Origin of the sequence: Chryseobacterium antibioticum (assembly GCF_012927325.1) — a bacterium.
Taxonomy (GTDB): Bacteria; Bacteroidota; Bacteroidia; order Flavobacteriales; family Weeksellaceae; genus Chryseobacterium; species Chryseobacterium antibioticum.
In genome coordinates this window covers 94,240-111,495 of sequence record NZ_JABBGI010000005.1, presented here as the reverse complement: position 1 = coordinate 111,495, position 17,256 = coordinate 94,240, and the positions used below count along the sequence as shown (strand labels likewise).

At 35.3% G+C, this 17,256-nt stretch carries 19 protein-coding genes; 15 read left to right on the top strand and 4 right to left on the bottom strand.

Annotation, left to right across the window (positions count from 1 at the left end; translation table 11 throughout):
* Positions 1-96: 96 nt before the first annotated feature.
* Complete coding sequence (locus tag HHL23_RS05400; protein ID WP_169233794.1) at positions 97-882, top strand: DUF7003 family protein; 786 nt, start codon at positions 97-99, stop codon at positions 880-882.
* Between the two features lie 60 nt (positions 883-942).
* On the top strand, positions 943-1,626 hold the full coding sequence (locus HHL23_RS05395; RefSeq protein ID WP_169233793.1) for a methyltransferase domain-containing protein: 684 nt from the start codon (positions 943-945) through the stop codon (positions 1,624-1,626).
* Between the two features lie 16 nt (positions 1,627-1,642).
* On the opposite strand, the gene HHL23_RS05390 is transcribed toward HHL23_RS05395, so the two are convergent.
* Positions 1,643-2,029, bottom strand: coding sequence for a winged helix-turn-helix transcriptional regulator (locus HHL23_RS05390; protein ID WP_169233792.1), 387 nt, complete (start codon positions 2,027-2,029; stop codon positions 1,643-1,645).
* Between the two features lie 132 nt (positions 2,030-2,161).
* Here HHL23_RS05390 and HHL23_RS05385 point away from each other — a divergent pair, with 132 nt between their 5' ends.
* Entirely contained in the window at positions 2,162-3,223 is a 1,062-nt protein-coding gene (locus HHL23_RS05385) for an NADH:flavin oxidoreductase (protein WP_169233791.1), read from the top strand.
* 152 nt (positions 3,224-3,375) lie between these two features.
* Here HHL23_RS05385 and HHL23_RS05380 read toward each other — a convergent pair whose 3' ends face one another.
* Positions 3,376-3,537 carry a bacteriocin-like protein gene (locus HHL23_RS05380; protein ID WP_169233790.1) on the bottom strand — a complete coding sequence of 54 codons (162 nt, stop codon included), beginning with the start codon at positions 3,535-3,537 and terminating at the stop codon, positions 3,376-3,378.
* 173 nt (positions 3,538-3,710) lie between these two features.
* Entirely contained in the window at positions 3,711-4,913 is a 1,203-nt protein-coding gene (locus tag HHL23_RS05375) for a C1 family peptidase (protein ID WP_169233789.1), read from the bottom strand.
* Positions 4,914-5,144: 231 nt separating this feature from the next.
* Between HHL23_RS05375 and HHL23_RS05370 the strand changes: the two genes are divergently transcribed.
* The 4 genes from HHL23_RS05370 to HHL23_RS05355 all read left to right on the top strand — a co-directional run bounded on the left by HHL23_RS05370 (position 5,145) and on the right by HHL23_RS05355 (position 10,257).
* The gene (locus tag HHL23_RS05370) at positions 5,145-5,663 is read left to right on the top strand and encodes an RNA polymerase sigma factor (protein ID WP_169233788.1); all 519 of its coding nucleotides are present in this window, start codon (positions 5,145-5,147) and stop codon (positions 5,661-5,663) included.
* An 11-nt stretch (positions 5,664-5,674) separates the two neighbouring features.
* Positions 5,675-7,975 carry a T9SS type A sorting domain-containing protein gene (locus HHL23_RS05365; protein WP_169233787.1) on the top strand — a complete coding sequence of 767 codons (2,301 nt, stop codon included), beginning with the start codon at positions 5,675-5,677 and terminating at the stop codon, positions 7,973-7,975.
* A gap of 67 nt (positions 7,976-8,042) precedes the next feature.
* On the top strand, positions 8,043-8,228 hold the full coding sequence (locus tag HHL23_RS05360; protein WP_169233786.1) for a hypothetical protein: 186 nt from the start codon (positions 8,043-8,045) through the stop codon (positions 8,226-8,228).
* A 94-nt stretch (positions 8,229-8,322) separates the two neighbouring features.
* Entirely contained in the window at positions 8,323-10,257 is a 1,935-nt protein-coding gene (locus HHL23_RS05355) for a vWA domain-containing protein (RefSeq protein ID WP_169233785.1), read from the top strand.
* Between the two features lie 118 nt (positions 10,258-10,375).
* Here the strand turns inward: HHL23_RS05355 and mdlD are convergent, their stop codons facing one another.
* Positions 10,376-11,695 (bottom strand): NAD(P)-dependent benzaldehyde dehydrogenase MdlD, encoded by a 1,320-nt coding sequence (gene mdlD / locus HHL23_RS05350; protein WP_169233784.1) that lies wholly within the window; start codon positions 11,693-11,695, stop codon positions 10,376-10,378.
* Positions 11,696-12,000: 305 nt separating this feature from the next.
* Here mdlD and HHL23_RS05345 point away from each other — a divergent pair, with 305 nt between their 5' ends.
* The 8 genes from HHL23_RS05345 (at position 12,001) to HHL23_RS05310 (ending at position 17,182) form a co-directional block, all read left to right on the top strand.
* Complete coding sequence (locus HHL23_RS05345) at positions 12,001-12,504, top strand: GbsR/MarR family transcriptional regulator (protein ID WP_169233783.1); 504 nt, start codon at positions 12,001-12,003, stop codon at positions 12,502-12,504.
* 73 nt (positions 12,505-12,577) lie between these two features.
* Positions 12,578-13,522, top strand: coding sequence for a hypothetical protein (locus tag HHL23_RS05340; RefSeq protein WP_169233782.1), 945 nt, complete (start codon positions 12,578-12,580; stop codon positions 13,520-13,522).
* Positions 13,515-14,186 carry a class I SAM-dependent methyltransferase gene (locus HHL23_RS05335; RefSeq protein ID WP_169233781.1) on the top strand — a complete coding sequence of 224 codons (672 nt, stop codon included), beginning with the start codon at positions 13,515-13,517 and terminating at the stop codon, positions 14,184-14,186. The genes HHL23_RS05340 and HHL23_RS05335 overlap by 8 nt, the downstream gene beginning before the upstream one ends.
* A gap of 104 nt (positions 14,187-14,290) precedes the next feature.
* Positions 14,291-14,677, top strand: a complete 387-nt coding sequence (locus tag HHL23_RS05330) for a hypothetical protein (RefSeq protein WP_169233780.1) — start codon at positions 14,291-14,293, stop codon at positions 14,675-14,677.
* A gap of 65 nt (positions 14,678-14,742) precedes the next feature.
* On the top strand, positions 14,743-15,087 hold the full coding sequence (locus tag HHL23_RS05325) for a hypothetical protein (RefSeq protein ID WP_169233779.1): 345 nt from the start codon (positions 14,743-14,745) through the stop codon (positions 15,085-15,087).
* A 7-nt stretch (positions 15,088-15,094) separates the two neighbouring features.
* Positions 15,095-15,496 (top strand): hypothetical protein, encoded by a 402-nt coding sequence (locus HHL23_RS05320; protein ID WP_169233778.1) that lies wholly within the window; start codon positions 15,095-15,097, stop codon positions 15,494-15,496.
* A 78-nt stretch (positions 15,497-15,574) separates the two neighbouring features.
* Positions 15,575-16,387: a DCC1-like thiol-disulfide oxidoreductase family protein gene (locus tag HHL23_RS05315; protein ID WP_169233777.1), complete on the top strand. Its 813-nt coding sequence runs from the start codon at positions 15,575-15,577 to the stop codon at positions 16,385-16,387.
* Between the two features lie 12 nt (positions 16,388-16,399).
* On the top strand, positions 16,400-17,182 hold the full coding sequence (locus HHL23_RS05310; RefSeq protein ID WP_169233776.1) for a fatty acid desaturase: 783 nt from the start codon (positions 16,400-16,402) through the stop codon (positions 17,180-17,182).
* Positions 17,183-17,256 lie beyond the last annotated feature (74 nt).

Genomic DNA, 17,256 nt, shown 5'->3' with positions numbered 1-17,256 from the left:
TTCGAAATATTCTTTATATTAAAATTTATGAGGTTAATAATCATTGTCGTTTTATTTACCTTAGTTTTTTGCAATAAGCGATCCAAAGAATCCCAGATGAGTTATACTGAAAATGTAATTTTAGAACAATTGGATTTAGCTTTTAAAGGTGAGCCTGGTAGATATTATCCCAAAGTTCAAACGCAGGATATTAAGTATAATTTTTTCCTTAATTTGGAGCATGGTTATTGTGAAACAGCAGGAAGTCGAATTCATTTGTATGCTGACGAAAACCAATGGGCAATTGTTTTTGAAAAAAGTGGATATCAAAATAGAGCTACAAGAGCTGAAATTGAACTTGATTATATTGGTAATTGTATTGATTATGTTGTTGATAAGTATCCTGAAAGAAATTATATTTCAAATTCGAGCAATATTGTTCTTATTGATAATAATGAATATGAAAAGATTGAAAATGGACAAGGTATTACTGATATGGAAAATTTTGAACTTATCGGAGAGAATACTAAAGAAATAAAAGTTCGTGATAAATTAATTCCTTTTAATAATAATTATGTTGATTATGAAAAGGTTGGAATTAAATTAAGAGATTATGATAATCCAAAGAAATTAATTGGTTTTGGTGATTTAATTAGATTTTATTACGAAATAAATCCAGGTTTAATTTCTGCTACAGAAGATGAAATAAGAAAACATATTCCTAAAAGTCTTAAAAAATTAATGACAATTGATAAGTTCCACTATAATCCAAATATTTTACCACGTAAACAGGAGATGTATCAACTCATCTCTAAAATTTTGGTAAATAAAGATGCTTCATATTGGAAACCAACTTTAGAATTTAATAACAGCTGGAAAAATTGGGAATCAGGGAATTTATAAGAAAACTAAAATATGAAAATCACCAAACTTGTCATCCTCTTCAATTATCAAAAAATACTATTGGGACTTATTGTTTCAGCTCTTCTTTTCGGATTGTCTTTTTATATCAGCTTAGATATGTTTGTTTTAGTATTGAGAATTTTAGGAGCCCTTATTATTTTAAATATTATGGCTTCACTTGTTGCTTCTTATATTCTTTATGATAATTCTGATCTATATGAACTAAAAAGCTTAAAAGCAACTGTAGATTTTGGAAAAACGAAAAGTGCAATTCTGGTTCATGCCAGTTTTGATCCTTTGTCCAAAAGATTAGAAGAAAAATATCCAAACTTAAACTTAACAGTTTGTGATATTTATGGAAACAGACACGAACATGAAAAAGGAATTGAAACTTCAAAAAAAATATTCCCACCTAATCCAAAGGAAATAAAAATTTCTCCGGAGAAATTACCTTTTGAGGATAAATCCCAGGATGTTATTCTTGCACTGACATCACTGCATGAAATTTTAGATCATGAACAAAGAGTTCTATTTTTTAAAGAAGCGAAAAGAATATTGAAAAGCAATGGATTAATAATTGTGTCGGAGCAATTTAGAGATACAACCAATTTTATTTTCTTTAATATCGGAGCATTTCATTTTCTAAGTCAAAAACAATGGAAGAAAGCTATTTCCAGTGCAGATTTGCGAATAATTTCTAATCAAAAAATTACTCCTTTTGCCAATATGTTAATTCTAAAATAACTGAAGTAAAGAATAATCAGACTTTGACCTCCTTTGTCACTTTCTTATCCAACAACTCACAGCTTTTCTCAGAACTATAATCTTCCGTAGTAAACTTCGCTTCCCATTCCTCCAGCAAATACAAAATCGGCAGCAAAGCCAATCCCTTTTCTGTCAGCGAATACTCAACTCTCGGAGGTAGTTCTTTAAACTCTTCTCTAATGATCAATCCATCAGTCTGCATTTCTCTTAACTGGTCGGTAAGTACTTTTCTCGAGATCACATTAATTCGTACGGCAAGTTCTCCGAAACGAAGTTTGCGGTCTTTAATAACCAGTACAATGATCGGTTTCCACTTGCTTCCCAGGGCAGACATTGCCTTTCCTAAGGGACAGCTGTATTTCATCAATTCATTCTTTACCATGCGTTACTTTTAAGTTACTAATGTAAGTTACTGCGAAGTTACCACTTTTTTTCTTCATAAGATACAAATATGAACTATTATTAGTTACTTTGTGTAACAATTTAAAAATGTTAAATATAAAATAATTGCAAAATGAGTATAGACGCATTATTTAGTCCATTTAGTTATAAAAATCTTCAACTTAAAAATAGAGTGGTCATGGCTCCCATGACAAGAGCTCAATCTGATAACGGAGTACCCACTCAGCAAATTGTAGATTATTACGCAAGGAGAGCGGCTTCAGAAGTAGGGTTGATTCTTTCTGAAGGAACAGTAATCAACAGACCGGGTTCAAAGAACATGCAAAATATTCCTGACTTTTATGGAACAGAAGCATTAAACGGCTGGAAAAACGTAATCGATGCCGTTCATGAAAATGGCGGGAAAATGGGACCTCAGATTTGGCATGTGGGTGATACTAGAAGTTCAGAAGATTATCCATTAGTTGAAATGGAAAAAGCCTCCACCATGACCTTGAAAGATATCCAGGATACCATTACCCAGTTTGCAGCATCTGCAAAATCAGCAAAAGATTTAGGTTTTGATGTTGTTGAAATTCATGGCGCTCACGGGTATCTTATTGACCAGTTTTTCTGGGAAGTAACCAATACCAGAACTGATGAGTATGGAGGGAAAACATTGAAAGAAAGAAGCAGATTTGCTGTTGATATCGTGAAAGCAATCAGAGCTGCTGTTGGTGAAGATTTCACTATTATTATCCGTCTTTCTCAATGGAAGCAACAGGATTATAAATCCAGATTAGCGGCTACACCTTCTGAAATGGAAGAATGGTTGTTACCGTTAAAAGAAGCAGGAGTTGATATTTTCCACTGTTCACAACGTCGCTTCTGGGAACCGGAATTTGAAGGTTCTGATTTAAATTTTGCAGGATGGGCAAAGAAAATTACAGGGCAACCAACCATTACGGTAGGTTCTGTAGGCCTTGAAGGCGACTTCATGGGGGCATTTGCCGGACAGGGAACTGAAAAAGCAGATTTATCTGAATTAATCAGAAGACTGGAAAAAGGAGATTTCGATCTTGTTGCTGTTGGAAGAGCCCTTTTACAGGATCCTGAATGGGTGAAGAAAGTAAAAGAAGGCAATACGGAAGAGCTTTTAAACTTTTCAGCTGAAAGTTTAGGAGTACTTTACTAAAAGACAATTATGAATTGTGGATGCACTTCGCTGCTGTATTGAACAGCGTTGTAAATGAATTAACAGTTCACTTATTTATATTTAATTTTCTACCTAATTATTTTTTTAAAGAACCCGCTTCCGGAATTTTCCGGAAGCGGGTTTTATTCATTTTAATCCGGGCATTCCATAGTGTTCAGAACACATCTCCAACGGGAAGGGAAGCCGTTTTTAGGTGGAATGTAGCATGGTAGTGTTCCTTCGGGACAGTCAGGCGCATTTCCACCATTAATTTTCTTTAAATCTGCTTTTAATAATTTTTTTAAATTTTTCATACGTAATAATTTGTTGATTATTAAAAGTATAATATTTTCACTAAATAGCGAAATATTCTGCGTAAAAATATCAGGAATAATAAAAATAACCGCGCTCCAAAAATTTTGGAGCGCGGTTTTAACAGATTTAAATATCTAAAATTACCGCAGTGAACGGTAACAGTGATTTTTGATTATAACCCAATGTTTTTAGTAGGTTTCAATTGCTTTAGGATGCTTTTTGGAACTGCATTTTTATGAATCAAAATAGCCGTTGATTTATACTCAACATAAGGTCTTGTTACATATAGGTATCCCTCGAAATCATTGGTTACTCCCCAAGAGTTTTTAACCATATAATATTCTTTACCCGTTTGGTCTTTCGCCAATCCTACGATATGCATCCCATGGTCATCCGTTGTAGAAAGGTTGTTAAGTGCTTTCTGACGCATGTCTTCTGTGATGGTTTTATCTTTTTTAGGCTCTGTGAACAAAGTCTGCTTATTTTCAGGTGTGATCTGGCTCAAATCCATATCCGGAACATAAGCTACACCATTTTTATAAGAGAAATAGGGCTCAGAAACATCCGTTGCCCATCCTACAGAATATCCTTTAGTTACAGCATTATCAATAATAGCTGTTAAATCCTTCATAGGAACATTCCAGTCAGAATCATGGCTCCAGTTATCAGGAATTGGAACTACGAATTTCTGGTAGTATGGATAATCTTTATACGAAGAGATCTCGATATAATCTTCAGGATTAATTCCTACGACTTCCTTAGCAAATGTTTTTGGCGTGTAATTTTTTCCTTCATAGGTAAAATTAGCAGGTACTTTTCCAAGATATTCATCCAGAATAGAATCTACTGAATCCATCCAGTTATCCGTAAGTTTTCCTTTTGAACCTGCCTGTACAAGGCTGTCCAGAACGGGTTTCAATTTCCCCTGCATTTCCTTAAAATTGTTAAGGCTCTGTCCCGATTTCAGTCCTGTATACACATCCTGAGGTACTGCTCCGTATTTTTTGTACATATTCACAACATCATGCAATTCACCTCCGTCACCCCAGCTGATCGCTCCGCTGTTCAGTACATATAACTTCGCTTTATCGTGGTAAGAATTTCTTGCTGTAAAAATTTCAGCAAGATCTACAGGTTTTTTACCCATTCTCTGCATTTCAGACTCAAGGAAAGAATTTCCCGAGTAGCTCCAGCAAGTTCCCGAAGAACCCTGGTTTTTTACTGAAGTAGCTCCTACGTCTTTTAACGCTGTGAACTGAAAATTAGCATTTTGAGATTGATTGTTTTTTAATTTGTTGATCAAGTCATCTTGGGCAAACATCATACTTCCTGCAGACAAAACAAAAAGTAATGAGGCAATTTTGGTATTTTTCATTACTATAAAAAGATTATTTATATGAATAGTCGTTCATATTAAAGATTTGTTACAAAGGGAAAAGTTAAATTTGGAAGTGAAAAAAGTTGAATAAAACGGAAAAATCTCAGAAACTAAATCGGTTTATTTGTGAATCAATTGTTTACTATTTTGCTTTTTATCAAAAAAAAAAATTAAATGTTTCCAACCCATCCCAAAGTTTATGCATCTATAACAGTATAAAGCCTGACTATGGAAAGAGAATTACTAATAGAATGCCAACGTAGCAACCGCAGTGCGCAGCGGAAGGTCTATGAGACAATGGCGGGCAAGCTGTACTCAGTCTGCAGACGCTATCTAAAAAATGATGAAGATATTGAAGAAGTATTGGCCGATACTTTCTATAAAATATTCACGAAGATCAGGCAACTCCAGAATCTGGATACTTTTGAAGGATGGGCAAAAAAAATCGCGGTCAATGAATGTCTTCAGAAACTGAGAGCTACCAAAGCACAGTTCGTTTCCATGGATGATGATTTTGTAGAAACATCCGGTTCCTTATCGGAAAGCATTTCGTTTGAAAAAGATATTCTGAGTTTGCTCAACTTCCTTCCCGAAGGTTGCAGAGCCATATTCAATCTTTTTGCGATTGAAGGTTATCCTCACAAGGAAATTGCTTCAATGCTTTCTATAAGCGAAGGAACCTCAAAATCGCAGCTCAACTTTGCGAGGAAAAAACTGCAGGAACTTTTGGTGAATCAGAACATTTAAATTTTAGAGCAATGGAAAATAATCAAGACATAGATAAAAGATTCAATGATGCTTCTAAGCTTTCAGAAGAGCCGGCTGTTTTTCCGGGTTTTGATAAAGTTTGGGCAAAGGTTGAAGAAAAATTAGATCAAAAAGAAGAGAAAAAGAGAATACTGCCGGTTTGGTTTCCCTATGGAATTGCGGCAAGTCTGATCCTTGGGCTGGGAGTGCTCTATTTTTTAGATAAAAAAGAAACAATCGCTCCAGGGAATTCTGTTATTGTGGAAAAACCAAAAGATCATCTTCAGAGAAACCAGATCCAAACCATAGACAGTACGGTAAAATCTAATATTGAAAAAGAGCTCGAACCTGTAACGCCAACAGTTCTTGCCTACGAACCACCTTCAAGAGTTGTGGGACCAACAGATGTACAAAACTCAGGAATCAATTCTTGCAACCTGCCGGTACCGCCTGAAATTTCGGAGGAGCGCAGATATTCAGGGCAAGGAAAAAGAGATACTTTAAGAGAAACGAGTATAGAAGAAGTTGTAGTGACGGGCTTAGGAATTAAGAAAATGTATGAGGCTACAACATCTGCATCAAGTGTTATCATTGCTTCCACAGATAAAGGAGCAGGAAGACCATCTGTACTGTCTTCTTTAAGTGGCAGAGTAGCTGGGTTAACGGTTTCATCAGGAAATGGGAAAGATTCAGAAATACGGATAAGAGGAGCCAGAAGTATGAGTATTGATAAACCCGTATTTGTGGTGGATGGAATTGTATTTGAATCGGAGAAATCATTGTTTAGTGTTCTCGATTCTAAAAATATCAAAGAACTGAGGGTCATAAAAGGGATAGAAGCTACGGCTTTATATGGAAGGAAAGCCAGCAATGGAGTTATTTTGGTAACCACTCAGGGATTATCCAAATCTGAGCTGGAAAAACTTAAAGAATTGGCATCTAAAAAAACGGAGGACATCATAAAAGAAGAGGAAAAAGATCTTCCAAGAGCAGGACAGTTAACAGCCGGAGAAGTCAATGATTTTTCAAAATGGGATTACTGGAAAGATATTGCCGTTCCAACTCTGGATGAATACAAAAGTATCTGGAAATTTTTTCCTGACAGAAGAGTTTCCGTACAATTGGTTAATAAAAACAGAAAACCTGTAATCGGAGAAAAAGTAAAACTACTGAACGATAAAAAAGAGATCATCTGGGAAGCAGTTTCTAATAATCTGGGAAATGCAGAGCTGTGGATAGAGCCTATGAAAGGAAGTAATCCGGTTTCTGAAAAATACTATTTAACAGACGGTTCAGGGCAGATCATCAGCAGCAATATCCGGGATTTTAAAAACGGACAGAATCTTATTATGCTGGATAAAGCCTGTATTACAAAAAGAAATCTTGATCTTGCATTTGTAGTGGATGCTACAGGTTCTATGGGAGACGAAATTTCTTATCTACAGTCTGAACTTCTCGACGTTTTAAAAAAGGTCGAAAGCAATCTGAAAAATACCACAGTGAGATATGGATCTGTTTTTTACAGAGACCAGGGTGATGAATATGTGACCAAAAAGTTTGATTTTTCTGACAAAGCAGAAGAGCTGGTCAGTTTTATTAAAAAGCAAAATGCAGGCGGCGGTGGAGATACTCCGGAAGCTGTTGTAGAGGCAATGCAGGTTTCCATAGATGAGTTGAAATGGAGCAATGAGAATTCAGCGAAAATCATGTTTTTAATTCTCGATGCACCTCCACACAGATCAGATGAGAATATCAGTAAACTGTATGAGAAAATAAAACTAGCAGCTAGGAAAGGAATTACAGTTATTCCTTTATCTGCAAGCGATACAGATAAGCAGACGGAATACCTGATGAGAACCTTTGCCTTGCTGACAAATGGGACCTACACTTTTCTTACCAATGACAGTGGAATCGGGAATGATCATATAAAACCTACCATTGATTCCTACGAAGTTGAAAAACTGAACGCTCTATTATTAAGATTGATTCTCCAGAGAGCCACGCTTCCGGAATGCAATGATGGAATTTCAAATGATCATTTAAACAAAAAGCTTGAAACAGAAGTAAATAATCAGCAGGAATCTAAAACATTGATCTATCCGAATCCAACAAAAGGAATCATCAATATCAAATCCAGAGATGACATAGACGAACTTTTTGTATATGATCTGGCCGGAAAGATTATTATGAGGAAAGAGAATCTAAGCGAAGGTAAAAACACGATTGACATTACTTCCTATCCCCAGAGTATTTATCTGCTAAGATTGAGATCTAAGGATAAATGGGAAACCTTTAAGGTGATCAAGAATTAACATTTTAAGAAAAGAAATTTCCCCGGAAATTTCTTTTTTTTCTATATTTTTAAAGATATTAATAACGATGAAGAAAATTTATCTGGTACTGTATTGGGAACATTTTGATGGAGGAGAGGCCAAAGTCATCAATCTTGATCTGAAAGTAGAATTTGCAGGAGAATACATCGGCAAGGCTAGCAATGTATATCTTTATTATATGCCGGAAGCGAAATACGGGAATGAAGGTATTAAAGTCAGCATTGCACCTTAAAAGTGTTGATTATGCCTTTGTTTTAATAAAATTTTAAAAGTATTTAACAGAATTTAAATATATTTTGATAATTTCACAACTATTAAAAAATAGGATGAAAAAAATCAGTGTTTCGATAATAGCTCTTGTAATATTAGGGAGTTGTAAGACCGGTAATCTGTCTTCAACTGATAAAGGTTCAAAACCTTTAAGTGTCAGAAAAGATAAAGATCAAGATGGTGTTCCCAATAAATTAGATCAATGTCCTGAAATTGCAGGATTTGTTGAAAATAATGGCTGTCCTTGGCCTGAGACTGATGGTGACGGAGTTTTAGACAAAGACGATGCTTGTCCTACTGTTGCAGGACCGCCGGAGAACAATGGCTGCCCGTGGCCGGATACAGATGGTGATGGTATATTAGATAAAGATGACGCCTGTCCTACAGTTCCGGGAATGCCCGAATATAATGGTTGTCCTAAACCCAAAAGCCTGGTTGCTATGGAAGTTTCATCGGGCAGTATTATTACGGAGAGTTCGTCCCGAAGAAGATCATTTGATAAGAATGAGAAAGTTTATCTGGGTAGTAAAATATCTAATTCTACCGGCAAAAAAGGGGTAAAGAAACAAATTGATTATAATGATGAAGAGTATGCTTCTTTGGTTGAAAATCCGTTTGAATTAACAAAAAATCAGCCTTTATCTACCTTCTCTATTGACGTAGACAATGCTTCATATTCCAATATCAGAAGAATGATCAATTATGGAGGGAAAGTAGATAAAAATTCGGTAAGAGTAGAGGAAATGATCAATTATTTCAGATATGATTATCCTCAACCTGAAAATAAAAGACCATTTTCCATTCATACAGAATACAATGATTCACCTTGGAATCCTGAACATAAACTTTTAAAAATAGGGCTTCAGGGTAAAAATATCCCGATGGATAATCTGCCTAATTCAAATTTGGTGTTTCTTATTGATGTTTCCGGTTCTATGGATGCAGCAAATAAACTTCCGCTGTTGAAATCTTCTTTAAAAGTACTTTTAAATCAGCTGAGGCCGCAGGATAAAGTAGGGATTGTAGTGTATGCAGGAAGTGCTGGAATGGTTTTAGCACCTACCTCAGCTAAAGAAAAAGACAAAATAATAGAAGCTTTAGATAAGCTTAGTGCAGGAGGAAGTACAGCAGGTGGAGCAGGGATAGAACTCGCCTATAAACTGGCACAGGAAAACTTTATAAAAGGGGGAAACAATAGAGTTGTTTTAGCTACCGATGGTGATTTCAATGTAGGAGCGTCTTCAAATACAGATCTGGAAACTTTAATTGAAGAAAAAAGAAAATCCGGAGTTTTTCTTACCTGTCTTGGTTACGGAATGGACAATTATAAGGATAATAAGATGGAAACCTTAGCAGATAAAGGAAACGGAAACTATGCTTACATTGATAATATACAGGAAGCCAATAAATTTCTGGGAAGAGAATTTGCAGGAAGTATGTATGCTATCGCTAAAGATGTAAAGATTCAGATAGAATTTAATCCTAAATATGTAAAATCTTACAGGCTGATTGGTTATGAAAACAGGAAATTGAGAAATGAAGATTTTAAAAATGATAAAATTGATGCTGGTGAATTAGGAAGTGGGCATACTGTAACAGCCTTGTATGAAATTATTCCTGTAAATAGTACCTCAGAATTGGCACCTAAAGAAAGTAAATTGAAATATACGACAACTTCAAATTCTCAAAACTTTGGGGATGAATTGGCAACAGTAAAATTTCGTTACAAAAAGCCGGATGAAGATAAAAGTATTGAAATCAATCAGGTTGTTAAAAATTCTGAAGAATCCATTACATCGGCAAGCCCGGACTTTAAGTTTGCATCATCTGTAGCCTGGTTTGGATTGGTATTGAGAGATTCGAAACTAATAGGTAAAAAAGATCTTTCAGATATTGAAGCGCTTGCCAGACAAAGCAAAGGAAATGATGAGGAAGGCTACAGATCCGAATTTTTAAGACTCGTTGAGAGCTATAAAACAATTTCAAAATAATATTTAAAAAAAAGGGTCTTTATACCATAATCAAATCCGTTTAAAAAAATTATACCCCATCAATTTGAAAATTGACGGGGTTTAATTGTTAATCGTGGTTCATTCAAATACACAATTTTTACTTTAATTCCAGTACAGACCTTGTATGGCTGAATGTTTCAAAACTGTATTTACCATGGTATTTCCCCATACCAGATGTTCCTACACCTCCAAATGGCAGGAAATGAGACCCAACATGAATCAGTGTGCTGTTGATTTCAGCATCACCACTGGTCGTTCTGTTCAATACATCTTCAGCAAAATCCTTGTTTTCTGAGAATATATATAAAGCCAATGGTTTGGGTCTGGAATTGATTTCATCTACAACAACATTAATATCTGTATAGGTCAAAAACGGAAGGATAGGGCCAAATATTTCCTGTTGCATCACCGCATCACTCCAGTTGACATGATCCATTATGGTAGCTTCAAAATAACGGCTTTCGACATCATATTTTCCCCCGTACACCACTTTATCTTCGGCAGCACTTAAGTAGCCTGCCAGATGTTTAACCTGTTGCTGAGAGACAATTTTTCCAATTTTACCGAATGAAGAATCCGGATACATTTGGTCCAGATAAGCCTTAAACTTTAAAATCAACTCATCTTTGATAGATTCATGGACATAAATATAGTCCGGAGCCACGCAGGTTTGCCCGCAGTTCATCCACTTTCCCCGGGTGATTCTTTCTACTGTTTTAACCAGATCGGCATCTTTATGGACGATGGTAGGCGACTTACCACCCAATTCAAGGGTGAGAGGAATAAGCTTTTCGGCAGCAGCTTTCATGACAATCTTTCCAACATTAGGACTTCCCGTGAAGAAAATATAGTCGAAGTCAAGGCTCAGCAAAAGGGTGTTTTCTTCAATCGCTCCCTGAATAACCGCTACATATTCCGGCTGAAATGCTTCCTGTACAATTTTTTCGATGACATTGGCAACGTTAGGCGTGTTTTCTGATGGCTTAATGATAGCGGTGTTTCCCGCTATAAGTGCTCCCACTAAAGGACTGAACGTCAATTGAACCGGATAATTAAAGGGACCTACAATATAATTGACACCATAAGGCTGAAAAGTAATTTTACTGATCATTTCATTGCCGGAAGAATGTTTAATGGTAGGCTGTTCAATCGGCTTTGCCCAGGTTTCAAGATTGGCCAGGCAATAGTCTAATTCATCTACGACGAGCTTTATTTCAGCATATTCCGCTTCCTGTCTGCTCTTTCCTAAATCCGTAAATAAGGCTTCACAAAGAGCATCGGTATGGTCAACAAATACCTTTTTGAAGTTTTCAAGCTGTTTGATTCTAAAACTAATTGATTTGGTTTGATGGGTGGCAAAGAATTTTTTCTGATTCTGAAACACCTGTATAATGTGTTGTTCTAATTGTGTATCCATTTTTCAATGATTGTATATCCTAAAGATCAATCATTTTTTATGCCACAGTTTGTAAGATGACAGGATTCACATAAGTGATTTTCAATGGGAATAATTTAAAAAATTAATAAATAGTAAAAGATCATATTTTTTCAACAAAGACTGGGAGAGGAGAGGAGGAAATAGCATTTAAAAAGTAGCTATCTACCAGAAAAAAAATGTAGGATGATGTGAAAAATCAGGTAGTTAAAATTAATTTTCAAAAATTATTGAAAATTCAAAAAATATAATTACATTTGTTACAGAAATAAAAAATGGAGCAACAAATGAAACTTTCAGAAGCAAAAGAAAAGTACATCCAGACGTGGGGAACATTCGCTACCAACTGGGGAATCAACCGTACGATGGCACAGGTTCATGCATTGCTTCTGGCCAGTGGAAAACCACTTTCTACTGATGAGGTGATGGAGCAGCTGGAAATTTCCAGAGGAAATGCCAATATGAATTTACGCGCTCTAATAGACTGGGGAATCGTAAAAAAAGAATTTATAAAGGGCGACCGGAAAGAATACTTCATTGCAGAAAAAGATGTGTGGTTTCTGTTTAAGCAGATCACAAAAGAACGCAGAAAAAGAGAAATAGAACCTGTAATTTCTTTTCTGGAAGAACTGAAAAATATTGAAGATAATGATTCGGAAGAAGCGAAAGAGTTCATCAAACTGATGCAGGATTTCAGCTCAGTAACCGGAAAAATCAATAATATTATGGATCTGGCCATTAAGAGCGATGATCACTGGCTGGTAGGGAAGATTACCAACCTGTTAAAATAGAAGAGGACTAAAATCCTTTTTTATTTGAATTTTGTTTTCAAAAATTACTGAAAATATAAAATTAATAATAACTATGAAAAGTGTATTTAAAAAACATCTTTACCTTTCTATTTTTGTATTTGTTACTCTTATCATTGGAATATGGTTTTTATTGGTTTTAAAGGGTGACTATGGAGTTACTATGTTTTTTACCATTCCTATTTCAATTGGTTTTATTATTGGCTATATCAAATATTTTAAAGAAATTGGAGTCAGAAAGATTCTTTTAACTATTCTAAAAATAATAATAGGGCTGGTTATATTGTCTTTGATCTTAATTGGATGTGGAATAGAAGGTGCAATTTGTATTATTATGGCGATTCCTTTTATTGCATTTGCTATGGTGATCGGCTTTATGTTAGGTGCTGTAATTGGCATTCTGGATGAACGGAGGTATACAGGAAGCGTTTTCTTATTTCTTCTCGTTATCAATCCTGCGTCTTATATTTTTGATCAGAATTCAGAACCTATTCAGGATACTGTGACTACAGAAATAATCGTTAATTCTTCCAGTGATCAAGTATGGAAATTACTCAGTACGGAGATTCTATTCAGCAAACCGGATTTTGTTTTATTCGAAAAAGGAGTCAGCTATCCGAAAAGTATACAGCTTATTGATCATGATGGAAATCTGGCGTACAAGTGTAAGACGAACAATGATGAACTCAATTTGAAAATTGATGAGTATCTGGAAAATAAGAAAGTCAGATTTTCTTTGGAAAACCAGACTGTTCCTATGAAAGAGATGAGTCTTTATGACGAAATCGATGCCAAACACCTGCATGATTATTTTATAGTTGATTATGGTGAGATTTCTTTGCAGGAGCTTTCCGGAAACCGGACAAAAATAACAGCAAAAACGCAGTATAGCTATAAAATTGCACCCAATTGGTACTGGAAAAAATGGTCTAATTATATTTTGGACAAAATGCAGGGCCATGTGTTGAACTCAATTAAAAAACAGTCTGAAAATGAATGATCTGCAACAGTATTTTGACAGAATTCAGCCAAGATATTATATCAATGAAATTGCTTCTTTAGGTTTTACCGGATTGTTCAGAAGAAAGGCGGTGAGAAAGGTTACAGATTACGGGGATAAAAGAGTGCTGGATCTGATGAGCGGACAGGGAGAAAATTTAAAGTTTCTTCAAAAGCACAATGAGAATACAAAAATTATAACGCTTGACTTTTCTTCAGCGATGAACCTAAAATTATCCTCAGCTTTTAAAAATGTATATGCTGTAAAGCAGATTCAGGAAGATTTTTTTAAGAACCGGATTCCGAACAGCTCCATGGATATTATTCTTTGTTCCTATGGCACAAAGACCATAGAGGAAGATAAGATTCAAACTTTTGCCGATGAATTATCAAGAATTATTGATGATAAAGGCGAGATTGTCATAGTGGAATTTGTAAAGCCTAAGACGCCATGGAGATTTGCTTGCGTAAAATGGTATATCGAAATTTTTGTTTCAAGGGTTTTTGGAAAAGAATTCAAAGCATTATTTTATTATATCAATAAGAATAAAAGTCTTCATAATTTAAAAAATCAGTTTATCCATAATGATCTTTCTGTGGTGTCTCACAAAAGATACATGGATTTGGTTGAAATTCTGCACGTGAAAAAGAATGGAGTACTGTAATTAATAAAAATGTAAAATAATAGTCATGAAAAACTTAATTGTTCATTTATTTTTGATCTTTTATTTCGGAAAAAAGAAATCTTCTGCTTTTTAATACAAACATTATGGAAAAATTCGCTAGATATGATTTTTATGCACAATTTGCTTTCTTTCAAATAGGAATTGCAGCGCTAATTTTTGGTCATTTTTCCCTTTTTTATCTTATTGTTGGTATTCCGCAACTTATCAGTTTTATCACCAGAATATTGCTGAAATCTAAGAAATCATTGATCTTTATTATATACGGACTGCTGATCTTACCATCTTGGATTTCTTTGCTGATGATAACGGGAGTAAAACCTCAGGATTATGAGGTCAGCGATATTTTCGGAGGTATTTTAATAATCTCTTTAGTCTACAGTCCTATCTTGGCATCATTCTATTTGTATGACACTTATATAACTGATGAATATTATAAAGATCAAAAGACTAGCGTAAAAGAAACCGTCTAAAAAGTTGAGAACTTTTTTATTTGAATTTAATTTTCAAAAATTACTGAAAATATAATATTTATAAAATGTTTAATATAGTATCATACCTCATTTTCCTTACGGTCAGCTCTTATATTACCATAGATGTGGGAAGAAGATGCTTTCAGGCCGGAAAGTCCTATCTGGAATACCTCCTTCATGATCAGGAGATGTGCCTTACTATCAACAGGATACTTCTCGGATGTTACTACCTGCTGAACCTAGGATATATTGCTGTGAACCTGGCATTTTGGGACCATGTCAGCTCTACGGAAGAAGTTATTGCAGTCACAGCCGTCCGCATCGGATATATAGCTTTGATTCTTTGCGTCTTGCATTATATGAACATTTTTACCCTTTACTTTTTAAGAAACAAATTAACTTTAAAATAATACAGCTATGATCACAACCGTTTTAACCACGACGTACAATTTCTCTGCGTACATGATCTATTTACCTATCGTAATTGCCCTTACCGTATTGGTATCTCAGTTTCTGTTCAAAAATTCAAAAACATTTATGATTGATATTTTTCACCAGAAAAAAGACATTGCAATGGCCACCAATTCTCTATTTAAGATCGGGTTTTATCTCCTGAATATCGGATTCGCTTTGTGTATCATTGAATTCTTTCAGATTGAAACAATAGAAAGACTGGTCGTGGCTTTAAGCAAAAAGATCGGTGGCTTTTCTATCTACCTCGGAATCATGATGCTTCTTAATCTTCTCCTGTTTCTGAAAGGCCGTAAACATGCTATGAACAAAGAAAAACTCATCGAAAATGAAAACACTCATCTTTAAGATCTGGATGTATATCACTTTCAGATCCTCCCATAAAAGAACCCGTGGAGATTTCCTAACCTTTTAAAATACATCATTATGAAAACCTTGAAAAACCACACCCTGATCTACGACAATGAATGTCCCATGTGTAATCTGTATTCTAAAGGTTTTACAAAATGCGGAATGCTTGATGAAAACGGAAGAGAAGCCTTTACAGAAATGTCTGCGGGCAATAAAACCCTTATAGATTTCACCCGTGCAAAAAACGAGATTGCATTAATAGATCATCATAAAAATAAAGTCGTGTACGGATTAGACAGCCTTCTTCTCATCATTGGAAATTCATTTCCTTTATTGGAGAAAATAGCCAGAGTGCAACCGCTTTACGGGTTTTTTAAGAGGCTGTATTCATTGGTTTCTTACAACAGAAAACAAATCATTCCGTCAGCTAAAGATGATCATGAAGAATCATGTGTCCCTGATTTTAATATCAAATACAGGATCACTTATATGGTAGGTGTCCTTATCTTTTCAGCTTACATTTTAAGTCTGTTTTCTGGAAAGTTGGGGTTTAATTTAAGTCATCATTTTTTGAGAGAATTTACGGTATGCATTGGACAGATCCTTTGGCAAACGATATTTCTGAGAACGTATCTAAAAGACAGGATCTGGAACTATCTTGGAAATATGATGACCGTCTCTCTGATCGGAACATTACTTCTGATTCCTGCTTTATTTACGGACTTTACACCCAATTTTTATATCGTGTATTTCGGAATTGTGGTGTTGGTGATGTTTCTGGAGCACCTGAGACGATGTAAACTCCTAAAATTGAGCTATCTTCCTACCATTTCATGGATCCTTTTCAGAATAACAGCTCTGGCATTTATTATTTGGCTTACCCTTTAAAAAGTTGAAAATATGAACCACCTTGAACTCATCAGAAAAGTAGAATGGAAAGATCTCAGAACGCTTTCCCTTAAAGAAATGCTGATCGAAAACAATATCAGTCTTCCATGGTTTTTTATTTCGATCGTACTGGCTTATTATGAATATTACTGGCTGGCGCTTCCTTTCTCAGGATTCTATTTTCTGACGGCGCTCAGGCAGGTGCATAATGGCTTTCACAATGCTTTGGGAACCGGAAAGTTTCTCACCTGGCTTTCTCTGTACCTGAACAGTATTTTAATGATGGCCTCTATTCATGCCGTAAAATTCAACCATATCAGGCATCACAAATTCTGTCTTTCAGAAGAAGATTATGAGGGGAAATCAGCCTCTATGAAATGGGATGAAGCCATTCTGTACGGTCCGAAACACATGTTTCTGATCCATTGGATTACTTTCAAAAAAGCCAATAAAAAATATAAGAGAAATATGCTTGCAGAGCTCGTTTCGATCGCGGTTTTTGCTTTCATTGTGTTCTATTTTCAGATTTATTTCCTTATCTATCATGTGCTGATCATGTCTTTGGGCGAATTTCTAATGGCATTCTTTGCAGTATGGACTGTTCATCACGATACCCATGAAAATCCCAATATCGCGAGAACACAGCGCGGCTCCTGGAAAAATAAACTTACCTTCAGCATGTTTTATCATATGGAGCATCATCTTTTCCCTGCTGTTCCCACAATCAAGCTACCGGAACTGGCTGAAAGAATAGATAAAAAACTGCCGGAACTACACAGAAAGCAAACTTTTTAGAAATAAAGAATAAAGAATAAAGAATAAAGAGATCAGGCGTCAAGGTTTTAGATTAGAACCTACCGAACAAATCT